Here is an 11,847-nt window from a genome sequence, read left to right on the forward strand (position 1 = left end):
GGCAGTTGCCGGGGCGGGGCGTCGTCGTGTCAGCGACCCGTCACGGCGCCGTACGGCGCCGGTTGGCCAGGACCGCGCCGAGGCCGCCCAGGAGCAGGAACAGGGCCACGACGCCGACGGTCGCGAGGTCGCCGGCCCCCGTCTGCGGCAGGGTGCCGCCCGGCGTCGTCGTCCCGCCCGGAGTCGTCGCGCCGTCGTCACCGGGAAGGCCACCGCCGGGAAGGCCGGTGTCGAGCACCACCTGGAAGGAGGCGGTCGTGGAGTCCTCCTCGCTGACGCTCGTCGCGGTGCCCGTGTGGCCGCCGAGGTCGAAGTCCGCCGGGACCACGAAGGTCCAGGTAGCGACCCCGTTCTCGTCGGCCGTCGTGACGGGCAGGGGGAGCGGGTCGGAGTTGATGACCGCCCGCACCTCCTCACCGGGCTCGAACCCGCCCGCGCTGAACGTCTGCGAGTCGCCGCGCTCGACCTCCGCCTGGGAGAACCGGGACGAGAGCTGACGCTCGCCGGCGGGCTCGGTGATCGTCAGGGGAGCTTCCGCCTCCGTCCCGTCGGGACCGCTCCCGACCACCGTGTGGTCGCCGGGCTCGGCGTCCTCGGGGATCGGCAGCTCGACGGTGCCGGACCCGTCCTCGCCGGCGACGCACTCGACGGGGTCGCCGACGGGCTCCCCGTCACGCCCGACGAGCTGCACCACGACGGTGCCCTCGCCGAAGCCGTCGCAGATCACCGTGACGGTGTCGCCGGGTGCCGCCGTGCCGGGGTCCACGTCGATCGACGGGTCGGTCGGCGTGGGGGCCGTGACCTCGAGCGGCACCTCGGCGGTCGCCCCGGCGCCGTCCTCGGCGACGACGGTGTAGTCGCCGGCCTCGGTGCCCGCAGGAACGGGCAGGTCGAGGGTGAACGTGCCGTCGGCGCCCACCCGGGTGGTGACGGGCTCGCCCACGGGGTCGCCGGCGGCGTCGACGAGCATCACCGAGACCGTCTCGCCCGGGGTGAAGTCGCCGCCCGTGACGGTGGTGCTGCTCCCCGCTGCGACGCTGCCCGGGTCGACGGTGAGCACCGGGTCCGCCGGCGCGGTGACCTCGAGCGGAGTCTCCGCGGTGGCACCGGAGGAGTCCTCCGCCACCACGGTGTGGTCGCCCGGTGTCGCGTCAGCCGGGACGGTGACAGGGACGGTGAACGTGCCGTCGTCGCCGACGGTCGCGGTGACGGGGTCGCCGACGGGGCTGCCGTCGGGATCGGTGAGCTGGACGGTGACGTCTTCGCCGGGGGTGAAGCCCTCGCCGGTGACGGTGGTGGTGCCGCCAGCGGGGACGCTGCCCGGGTCGACCGCGACGGCCGGGGCCGAGGTGACCTCCAGGGGCGCCTCGGCGGTGGCGCCCGAGGAGTCCTCCGCGACAACGGTGTGGTCGCCGGGGGTGGCGCCGGCCGGGACCATGAGCTCGGTCTCGATCGTGCCGTCGTCGCCCGCGGCGACCGTCACCGGGCTCCCAATCGGGGTGCCGTCGGGGTCGGTGAGCTGGACGGTGACGTCCTCGCCGGGGGTGAAGCCCCCGCCCGAGACGGACGTCGAGCCGCCTGCCGGGACGGTCCCCGGATCCACCGTGATCACGGGCACCACGGGTGCGGTGACCTCCAGCGGTGTCTCGGCGGTGGCACCCGAGGAGTCCTCGGCCACGACCGAGTAGTCGCCGGGGGTGGCGCCGGCCGGGACCATGAGCTCGGCCTCGATCGTGCCGTCGTCGCCGGCGGCGACCGTCACCGGGCTCCCAATCGGGGTGCCGTCGGGGTCGGTGAGCTGGACGGTGACGTCCTCGCCGGGGGTGAAGCCCTCGCCGGTGACGGCGGTGCTGCTCCCGGCCGGGACACTGCCCGGGTCGACCGCGACGGTCGGGGCCGCGGTCACGACCAGCGGTGCCTCGGCCGTCGCGCCGCTGACGTCCTCGGCGACGACGGAGTGGTCGCCGGGCACTGCGTCTGCCGGGACGGGCACGTCGACCTCGATAGTGCCGTCGCTGCCCGCGGTGACCGTGACGGGGGCGCCGACGGGGTTGCCGTCGGGGTCGGTGAGCTGGACGGTGACGTCCTCGCCGGGCGTGAAGCCGGTGCCGGTCACGGTGGTGGTGCCGCCGGCGGGCAGGGTGCCCGGGTCGGCTGCGATCGTCGGGGCCGCGGTGACCTCCAGCGGTGCCTCGGCCGTCGCTCCGGTGATGTCCGTGGCGACGACGGGGTGGACGCCGGGGGTGGCGTCGGCCGGGACCGGGAGGTCGACCGTGATCGTGCCGCCCTCGGTCGCGGTCGCGGTGACCGGGTCACCGACCGGGGCGCCGGTGTCGTCGGTGAGCTGGACGGTGACGTCCTCGTCCGGCGTGAAGCCTCCGCCGGTCACGGTCGTGGTGCCGCCCGCCGGGACCGTGCCCGGGTTGGCGGCCAAGGCCGGCGGCCCGGTGACGGCGAGCGTGGCCCGTGCGGTGGCGCCGGTGACGTCGGTCGCCACGACGGTGTACGGCCCGCTCGGCGCGTCGTCGGGCACGGGCAGGGGAGAGGTGATCGTCCCGTCCGGGCCGGCGGACGCCGTGACGGGAGCGCCGATCGGGGCCCCGGCGGCGTCGGTGAGCTGGAGGCTCACGTCGGAGTCCGGCGTGAAGCCCTCTCCGGTGACGGTCGTGGTGCCGCCCCCCGGGACGATCGCCGGGTCCGCGGCGATCGTCGGGGCCGCGGTGACCTCGAGCGGCGCCTCGGCGGTGGCACCCGAGACGTCCGTCGCGACGACCGAGTAGTCGCCCGGCGTGGTCCCGGCGTCGGTCGGCAGATCGACCTCGATGGCCCCCTCGTCGCTGGCCGTCGTGGTGACCGGGTCGCCGACCGGTGCACCGTCCGCGTCGGCGAGCTGGATCGTGACGTCGCCGCCCGGGGTGAAGCCGGTGCCGGTGATGGTCGTGCCCCCGCCCGCGGGCAGGGTGCCCGGGTCGGCGATGACCGTCGGGGCGTCGGTCACCGCCAGGGCGGTCTCGGCCGAGATGCCGGAGCCGTCCGTGGCGACCACGGTGTGGTCGCCGGGGGTGGCGTCGGCCGGGACCGGCAGGTCGACGTCGAACGCACCGTCGCCGGTCGCGGTCGTCGTCACGGGATCGCCGACCGGCGCCCCGTCGGCGTCGGTGAGCTGGACCGTGACATCGCTGCCGGGGGTGAAGCCCTCGCCGGCGACCGTCGTGGTGCCGCCGGCCGGGACCGTCGCGGGATCAACCGTGATGGTCGGGACGAGGACCGCGAGGTCCGCCTGCGCCGTCGCGCCCGACACGTCGGTCGCGACGACGGTGTGGTCGCCCGCGTCCGCGCCGTCCGGCACGGTCAGCGGTGTGGAGATCGAGCCGTCGGGGCTTGCGGCCACCGTGACCGGGTCACCCACGGCGGTGCCGTCGGGGGCGGTGAGCTGGACGCTGACGTCCTCGCCCGGGGTGAAGCCGGTGCCGGTGACGGTGGTCGTCCCGCCCGGGACGACCGTGGTCGGGTCGAGGGCCAGAGCCGGGGCGTCGGTCACCGCGAGGGCCGTGTCGGCCGTGGCGCCCGTCGATGCGTCCGTGGCCACGACCGTGTAGCCGCCGGCGGCGGTGTCCGCGCCGGTGGGCAGGTCGACGGAGATGGTGCCGTCGTCGGTCGCGGTGGTGGTGACGGGGTCGCCGACGCGATCGCCGGCGTCGTCGGTGAGCTGGACGGAGACGCCGCCGCCGGGGGTGAAGTTCTCGCCGGTGATCGTGGAGGTGCCGCCGGCCGGGACGGTGCCCGGGTCGGCCGCGATGCTCGGGGCAGCCGTGACGGCGAGCGGCGTCGTCGGCGTCACGCCGGACGGGTCGCCCGAGGCGGTCACGGTGTGGTCGCCGGCCGCGGTGCCCGAGTCGACGGGCAGCGGGACCGTGAAGGTGCCGGAGCCGTCCGACGTGACGGGGACCGGGACGCCGACGGGCGCGCCGTCGGTGTCCGTGAGCTGCACGGTCAGGTCGGTGTCGGGGGCGAAGCCGGAGCCCGTGATCGTGCTCTGGGCGCCCGCCTGGACCGTCGCAGGGTCGGCGGCGATCGTCGGCGCCGCGACGGCGCGCACGCTCGCGGAGGCCAGGTTCACGGTGGCGAGGTCGTCGCCGGTGCCGAGGGACAGCAGGCGCAGCGACAGGGCGCGCTCGGTGAACGACTCGATGCCCGACGGGTCCTGGTCTGGCAGGTCGCCCGGCTGTTCCTGGACGTTGCCGGTCAGCGAGACGACTCCCGTGAGCACGTCCAGGACGGGCCCGACGACCTCGTCCGCAAGGTCTCCCGTGACGCCGTCGAGCGTGCTCTCCAGCGTGTCGACGAGGGTGAAGACCGCACCGACCGGCGCGAGGAGGGCGTTGACGACCGCGGACGCGAGCGCCTGCGTGGAGCCGAGCCCGAGAGCACCGAGCAGGGTGTTGACGAGTGCGGTGCTGCCGAGGACGTCGACGTCCGCGGTGGCGGTGCCGGCGTCGATCTCCGCGAGGCTGGCGTCGAGGTCGAGGCTCAGGACGTCCGTCCACGTGAGCACGGAGAACACCTGGAAGTCGATGTCCACGCTGACGGCGGTGGCCTCGACGGCGGCGCGCACGCCGTCGGCGACGTCCTGCACGACCGACGTGATGGTGCTGGTGACGGCGTCGGAGATCGCGGCGACCACGTCGCCGTTGAGGATCTCGTAGTTGGCCGGCAGCTCGTTGAGGTCGGGCAGGTCCGGGTCGTCCGCGAGCAGCTGCTCGAGGTCGACCCTGACCTCGCCGGTCTCGAGGTTGACCTGGACGGCGCCGTCGCCCACGAAACCGGTGGGCAGCGCCTGCGTGAGGTCCGGGACCGTGACGTCCACGGCACCGGTCGAGCGCGCGACAGGCCAGGTTGACGTTGATCAGGCCGTTGAGCGCCGTGGTGAGCGTGCCCTCGAGGCCGTCGAGGGACGACTGCACCGGGGTGATGGCGTCCTGGAGCTGGGTGTAGACGTTGCCGACGAGGGGGCTGGTGAGGTCGAGGGTCGCGCCCGCGATCTGGTAGTCGCCCGTCGGGTCGGAGCCGGGCTCGGCCTGGGCCGTCGCGGAGAGCGCGCCGAGGGAGAGGGCGAGCTGCGAGACGGTGGAGTCGCGCAGGACCTCGGGCACCAGCGGCGTCAGGGACACGGTGGCGTCGGCCGGGAACTGCTCCGAGCCGCCCACCGAGATGGCGCCCTGGTCGGTCACGGCGCCCGAGGCGGAGGTGGAGCCGTCCTCGTCGGCGCCGGCGTACTGGTTCACCGCACCGAGCTCGACGATGCCGTCCGGGCCGAAGAGCTGGAGCGTGTCGGTGAGGTCGACGTCGAGCGTGTTGAGCACGTCGGCGGCGAGCGGGTTGGTGTCCGGGGAGGTGCCCGACGGGTACGCGGCGTCGGCGCCCTCCACCTCGGCGATCGAGTCGAGGTCCACGTTCCCGAGGAGCACCTCGCCGCCGAGGAACTTGCCCAGCGACTCCGCCACGTCGGTGGGCGCCGCGGACGCACTCGGGGCGCCCGCGAAAGCGAGCGCCCCGAGCACGGCTGCTGAGGTCACACCGGCGGTGAGGTTCCGCAGAGCGTCGCCGCGCGGTCGGGATCGTGGCGGGGGAGCCGCCCCGTTCCCGTGAGCTGTCGTTCGAGCCTGCTCCGCATGACGGCGCGCACGTGCCATCGGTCTCCCCCTTGGACCTTGACTGCGGCACACCGACGTTGGTGGCCTCGGGCGCCAACATAGGTTGCTCGGATCATGCAGGCACCACGAGGGACAAACCGACCCGGACGACGAGTCCGGGCATCAGGGACAGGTGTTGCAGACGGTGCGACGCGGGCGGAACGGACCTCTCAGGCGCTCGTCACCGTGAGGGCGACGTTGTGGCCGCCGAAACCGAACGAGTTGTTGAGCGCCACGATGTCGCCGTCGGGCAGCTTCTCCGGGGTGGCGCGCACCAGCGGCACCTGGAGCTCGGGGTCCGGGTTCGCCACGTTGATCGTGGGCGGGGCGAGGCGCTCGTGCACCGCCTTGACGGTGAAGAGCGTCTCGAGCGCGCCGGCGCCGCCCAGCAGGTGGCCGGTCATGGACTTGGTGGCCGAGAGCCGCACGTGGTCGGCCTCGCCGCCCATGAGGGTGCGGATCGACGCGGTCTCGGTGAGGTCGCCGACCTTGGTGGAGGTGGCGTGCGCGTTGACGTGCACGACGTCACGCGACGTCACGCCGGCGTCCTCGAGCGACCGGCGCATCGCGGAGACCTGTCCGGTGCCCTCGGGGTCGGGAGAGGTGATGTGGAAGGCGTCGGCGGAGAGGCCGACGCCGGCGATCTTCGCGTAGACGCGGGCACCGCGGGCGGCGGCGTGCTCCGCGCTCTCCAGCACCACGATCGCGGCGCCCTCGCCGATGACGAAGCCGTCGCGGTCGACGTCGTACGGTCGCGAGGCGCCCTGCGGGTCGTCGTTGCGCAGCGAGAGCGTGCGCGACGCGGCGAAGGCCGCGATGGGCATCGGGTGGATCGTCGCCTCGGTGCCGCCGCACACGACGACGTCGGCCCGGCCGGCGCGGATCATGTCCACGCCGTAGCCGATCGCCTCGGCGCCCGACGCGCAGGCGGACACGAGCGCGTGGGCCCCGGCCTTGGCGCCGAACTCGAGCGACACGTAGGCCGCGGGGGAGTTCGGCATGAGCATCGGGACGGTCATGGGAAGCATCCGGCGGGCGCCGCGCTCCTTGAGCGTGTCCCAGCCGTCGAGCGTGGTCCAGATGCCGCCGATGCCGGAGGAGACCACGGCGCCCAGCCGCTCGCCGTCGACCTCGGGGGCGCCGGCGTCCTGCCAGGCCTCGCGGGCGGCGACCATCGCGTACTGCGTGGACGGGTCCATGCGCTTGGTCTCGGGCCGCGAGAGGACCTGGTCGGGCGTGACCTTGATGGTGGCGGCGAACGTGACGGGGATCCCGTACTTCTCCGACCAGTCGTTGTCCAGGGTGCGCGCGCCCGACTCACCCGCGAGGGCGGCAGCCCAGGTGCTGGGAGCGTCGCCACCGAGCGGGGTGGTGGCGCCGAGGCCGGTGACGACGACGTCGCGCGAGGCGGGTGCGGCAGTCATGGGTGGGTCACTCCTGAGGTGAGAGCGGGTACGAGTCGTTCAGGTTGCCGGGCGGGCCGGGGTCACCGGCCCGCCCGCGCGGCGGGGCGAGCGCCCCGCGGCGTCACGCGGCCTGCGCACCCTCGATGTACGAGACGGCGTCGCCGACCGTGGTGAGGTTCTTGACCTCGTCGTCGGGGATGCGGACGCCGAACTTGTCCTCGGCGTGGGTCACGATCGTCATCATCGACAGCGAGTCGATGTCGAGGTCGTCCGTGAACGACTTCTCCGACACGACCGCGTCCGTGGGCAGACCGGTCTCCTCGGCGACGATCTCGGCGAGGCCCTCGAGGATCTCCTGGGAGGTGTAAGCCATGGGGTGCGTCTCTCCTTGAAACGGGGTACCGGCCGTCCGGCACCGTGGGGTGTTGCGGTGCGATTGTCCCGCACCACGGGGGTCGGTCACGACCCCGGGCGACCGATCGCGCGACCTGTCGCGCGACCGAGTGCCAGGGTCGCACCAGAGGTTAGGGCAGCACCACGACCTGGGCCGCGTAGACGAGGCCGGCGCCGAAGCCGATCTGCAGGGCCAGGTCGCCGGAGCGGGCCTGCCCCTCGGAGATCAGCCGCTCCGTGGCGAGCGGGATCGACGCGGCGGACGTGTTGCCGGTGTCGGCGATGTCACGTGCCACGACGACGCTCTCGGGCAGCCGCAGCTGCTTGACGAGCTGGTCGATGATGCGCATGTTCGCCTGGTGCGGCACGAAGACCTGGACGTCCTCGGGCTCGACGCCCGCCTCCGCCATGGCCTTCGCCGCGATCGGGGCCATCTGGAAGCTGGCCCACTTGAAGACGGTCGGGCCGTCCTGGCGCAGCGTCGGCCAGCCGGCCGTCGGCTCCGCGCGCAGGTCCGACCAGCCGCGTGTCTGCGAGATGGCCTGCGACTTCGCGCCGTCCGACCCCCACACCGTCGGGCCGATGCCCGGGATGTCCGAGGGGCCGACGACGGCCGCGCCCGCGCCGTCGCCCAGCAGGAACGAGATGGAGCGGTCCGTGGGGTCGACGAAGTCGGACATCTTCTCCGCGCCGATCACCAGCACGTGCCGGGCGGCGCCGGAGCGGACGAGGGCGTCCGCCTGGCCGATCCCGTAGGCGTAGCCCGCGCAGGCGGCCGAGACGTCGTACGCCGCGGCCGGGGTGGCGCCGAGGCGCTCCGCGAGGACGGCCGCGCCCGCCGGCGTCTGGTGGAAGTACGTCACCGTGGACAGGATCACCACGTCCACGTCCGCGCCGGTGAGGCCGGCGGCGTCGAGCGCCCTGCGGGCCGCCGCCTCGGCCAGGTCGAGCACGTCGACGTCCGCGGCGGCGTACCGGCGCGTGACGATGCCCGTGCGCTGGCGGATCCACTCGTCGGAGGAGTCGATCGGGCCGGCGACGTCGTCGTTCGTCACGACGCGCTCGCCGCGCTCGCCCGCGATCGCGAGGATCCGCGAGAAGCGGACGGGCTCGGCCTGACGGAGCGTGCGGCGCGGCCCGGGGAGCGACTGGCTCACGCGGCGGTCCCGGCGCCCGCGGCGACCGAGTGGCGGGAGATGAGGTCGCGCGCGGCCTCGACGTCGTCGGGGGACTTCACGGCGACCGACTCGACGCCCTTGAGCGCGCGCTTGGCCAGGCCGGTGAGGACCCCGCCCGGGGCGAGCTCGAGGATGCCGGTGACGCCGCGCTCGGCGAGCGTCGCCTGGCACAGGTCCCAGCGCACCGGCGCGGTGACCTGCGCGACGAGGCGCGCGAGGACGTCCGTGGCGGTGCCGTGACCGTGGGCGCCGGTCCCGAGCGTGTCGTAGGACGCGCCGTCGGCGTTCGACAGCAGCGGCAGCCGCGGGTCGGTGGCGAGCCAGCCGGTCGCGACCTGCTCGAACGCGACCCTGGCCGACTCCATGAACGGCGTGTGGAACGCGCCCGCGACCTGCAGCGGGATCACGCGGGCGCGGGTCGGCGGGTCGGCGGCCAGCGCAGCGAGGCGCTCCAGGTCGCCGGCGGCGACGACCTGGCCGCCGCCGTTGACGTTCGCGGGGAACAGACCGGCGGCCTCGATCGAGGCCAGGACCTCGTCGGGGTCGCCGCCGACGACGGCGCTCATGCCGGACGGCGCGGCCGCGGCGGCCTCCGCCATCGCGCGCGCCCGGTGCGAGACCAGGCCGACGGCGCCGGCGTCGTCGAGCGCGCCCGCGACGGCCGCGGCGCTGAGCTCGCCGACCGAGTGGCCGGCCGTGACGTCCACGACCTCGGTCGTGGGGCGCCCGTCGAGGACGGCGCGCAGGGCGAGGAGCGACGACGAGACGATCAGCGGCTGGGCCACGGCGGTGTCGCGGATCGTGTCCGCGTCCGACGTCGTCCCGTGCTGGGCGAGGTCGGTCCCGGCCGCGGCCGAGAAGGTGTCGAGCAGGTCGGCGGTGCCGGGCAGCTCCAGCCAGGGGCTGAGCATCCCGGGGGTCTGAGAGCCCTGTCCAGGGCAGACGACGGCGAGCACGTGCCCACGGTGTCACCCCGCGGCGGGGGTGCGTCGTCGCGACGCGCACGAACCTGGTGGAAAGCGATTGTGGGAAACCTCCAAGGACGCGCGCGTCGCACGGGCCGAGACCGTGCCCGGCGCGCTCAGCCGGCGCCCGGGTCCCCCTCCAGCTGCCCGAGAGCCAGGGCGATCTGGAGGACGAACGACTCGCGGGCGTCGAGCGGGTCCCAGCCGGTGATCTCGGAGACCTTGCGCAGCCGGTAGCGCACGGTGTTCGGGTGCACGTACAGGCGGCGTGCGGCGGCCTCGAGCGACCGGCCCGTGCCCAGGTAGGCGGACAGCGTCTCGAGCACGGAGCCGGACGCCTCCTGCAGGGGGCGGTACGCCTGGGCCACGAGGGTGCGGCGCGCGGTGACGTCGCCGGTCAGCACGCGTTCCGGCAGGATCTCGTCGGCGAGCACCGGGCGCGGCGCCTGCGGCCAGGCGGGCGCGGCGGCCAGCCCGGCGAGGGCGGCGGCCGCGGACGCCGCGGCGTCCGAGACGTCGGGCACGACGCCGCCGATCACGACGGGCCCGGGACCGAAGCGGTCCAGGAGCGACGTGGCGGCGGCGACGAGGTCGCCCTCGCCGCCCAGCACGAGCACGAGACGGTCGCCGTGGATGCCGACCAGGGCGTCGCCCGCGGCGCGGCGGGCGAGCCGCCGCAGCTCCGCCGTGCGGACGTCGTCGAGCCGCGTCGTCGCCTCGCCCACCACCACGAGGGCCTGGCCGCGGCCGCTCCAGCCGAGCGCCGAGACGCGCGAGCGGAGCGAGTCGTCGCCGTCGCCGCGCACCAGCGCGTCCACCACCAGCGCCTCGAGGCGGGCGTCCCAGGCGCCACGCACCTCGGCGGCGCGGGCGTAGACCTCGGCGGCGGAGAAGGCGATCTCGCGGGAGTACCGCAGCACCGCCTCGCGCAGCTCGCGCTCGTACCCGGGGGCCGCGATCTCGTCCGAGTGCTGCTCCACGACGTCGACCATGAGGCGGACGAGCTGCAGCGTGTGCTGCAGGGAGATCGAGCGCGTGAGCTCGGGCGGCGCGGCGGCGAACATCTCGCCGACGCCGTGCGGGGTGGGCGTGGGCTCGGCGAACCAGCTCACGAAGGCGTTGATGCCGGACTGCGCGACCAGGGCCACGTACGACCGGTCCTCCGCCGGGAGCTGCCGGTACCAGTGCACGTCCTCCTCGAGGCGGCGCATCGCGGTCGAGGTGAGCAGCCCCATGCCCTCCCGCACGCGCTGCACGTTCTCGCCCCGGGAGACGGGAGTGCCGTCCGCGCTGCCCTCGGGGACGGCGGTCCCGTCGGTCGTGGAGGTCGGGGTGCCGCTGCTCGTCATGGGTCGAGGATACGGGCGTGGTTGTGGGGAGTGCACAAACGTCCGGGCGGTCGGAGCGGGGCCCGGCCGTGGCGGGGGTCATTGGATAGTGTCGGTGCTATGGCCCTCATGCCCCGGCTCCGGCAGCTGTTGCGCCGGCCGTTCTCCGCCTCGACGGTGGCCGCGCGCCGGCCGTCGCCCGCCCAGGAGCACGGGGACACGGTGCCCGAGGACGCCCTGCGGGCCATCCTCACCGACGACCCCAACGACGCGCCCGCCTTCCGGGCGCTCGCGGAGATCGTGCGCCGTCGCGCGGCCGAGTCGCCGAACCCGGAGGACCCGCTCACCGCCCCGGCCGACGAGGCCGCGCAGCAGCGCGCCGCCGACCTGGCCGTGTGGTCGCTCGCGGAGGAGCTCGCCGGTCACCCGCGCGGGTGGCGCCCGCTGCTCGAGCTCGGGCGCCTGTCCGTCGCCGACGACCCGGAGGGCGCGGCCCGGCGCCTCGCCACCGCGGCCGAGCGCGACCCGGGCGGCGAGGCCCTGGCCGAGGGCCTGGCGATCCTGCGCGACGCCGGCATGCCCACCGAGGCGCTGGGTCTCGGCATCGGCCACTGGCGCGCCCGCGAGCACACGCCCGAGGTGGGTCGGCAGCTCGTGCTCGCGGCCCTCGAGGCCGGTCGCGTCGCGGAGGCGCGCCAGCACCTGGAGTCGCTCGCCCAGCACCCCGGCACCGCCGCGCTGCGGGCGGAGCTGGCTCGCGTCGTGGCCGCCCGCGAGCAGACCTCGACGATGTAGCCTGCCGTCGTCGTAGCCCTGCCGTCGTCGCCCGACGGTCCGGCACCGCCGGAGACAGCACGAAGGCCCCGAGCCGTGCGGCTCGGGGC

The 11,847-nt window shown here is 75.1% G+C and carries 7 protein-coding genes and 1 pseudogene; 1 reads left to right on the plus strand and 7 read right to left on the minus strand.

Annotated features, from left to right (window positions below; all coding sequences use genetic code 11):
• Positions 1 to 40 precede the first annotated feature (40 nt).
• The 7 genes and pseudogenes from ACFQ80_RS21640 to ACFQ80_RS21670 all read right to left on the minus strand — a co-directional run bounded on the left by ACFQ80_RS21640 (position 41) and on the right by ACFQ80_RS21670 (position 10,984).
• Complete coding sequence (locus tag ACFQ80_RS21640; RefSeq protein ID WP_430565095.1) at positions 41 to 4,867, minus strand: beta strand repeat-containing protein; 4,827 nt, start codon at positions 4,865 to 4,867, stop codon at positions 41 to 43.
• An 82-nt stretch (positions 4,868 to 4,949) separates the two neighbouring features.
• Positions 4,950 to 5,693 (minus strand): annotated as a pseudogene (locus ACFQ80_RS21645) (choice-of-anchor G family protein); the annotation flags it as partial.
• 170 nt (positions 5,694 to 5,863) lie between these two features.
• Positions 5,864 to 7,117, minus strand: coding sequence for a beta-ketoacyl-[acyl-carrier-protein] synthase family protein (locus ACFQ80_RS21650; RefSeq protein WP_430550025.1), 1,254 nt, complete (start codon positions 7,115 to 7,117; stop codon positions 5,864 to 5,866).
• Positions 7,118 to 7,220: 103 nt separating this feature from the next.
• Positions 7,221 to 7,472, minus strand: a complete 252-nt coding sequence (locus ACFQ80_RS21655; RefSeq protein ID WP_079574895.1) for an acyl carrier protein — start codon at positions 7,470 to 7,472, stop codon at positions 7,221 to 7,223.
• Positions 7,473 to 7,623: 151 nt separating this feature from the next.
• The gene (locus tag ACFQ80_RS21660; RefSeq protein ID WP_430550024.1) at positions 7,624 to 8,649 is read right to left on the minus strand and encodes a beta-ketoacyl-ACP synthase III; all 1,026 of its coding nucleotides are present in this window, start codon (positions 8,647 to 8,649) and stop codon (positions 7,624 to 7,626) included.
• On the minus strand, positions 8,646 to 9,626 hold the full coding sequence (locus ACFQ80_RS21665) for an ACP S-malonyltransferase (RefSeq protein ID WP_430565096.1): 981 nt from the start codon (positions 9,624 to 9,626) through the stop codon (positions 8,646 to 8,648). Before ACFQ80_RS21665 ends, ACFQ80_RS21660 begins: the two co-directional genes overlap by 4 nt.
• A gap of 125 nt (positions 9,627 to 9,751) precedes the next feature.
• Entirely contained in the window at positions 9,752 to 10,984 is a 1,233-nt protein-coding gene (locus ACFQ80_RS21670) for a PucR family transcriptional regulator (RefSeq protein ID WP_430550022.1), read from the minus strand.
• A 99-nt stretch (positions 10,985 to 11,083) separates the two neighbouring features.
• On the opposite strand from ACFQ80_RS21670, the gene ACFQ80_RS21675 reads away from it, so the two are divergent.
• Positions 11,084 to 11,758: a hypothetical protein gene (locus ACFQ80_RS21675; RefSeq protein ID WP_430550021.1), complete on the plus strand. Its 675-nt coding sequence runs from the start codon at positions 11,084 to 11,086 to the stop codon at positions 11,756 to 11,758.
• Positions 11,759 to 11,847: the final 89 nt, after the last annotated feature.

This window comes from Isoptericola sp. NPDC056578 (genome assembly GCF_042793275.1).
Taxonomy (GTDB): Bacteria; Actinomycetota; Actinomycetes; order Actinomycetales; family Cellulomonadaceae; genus Isoptericola.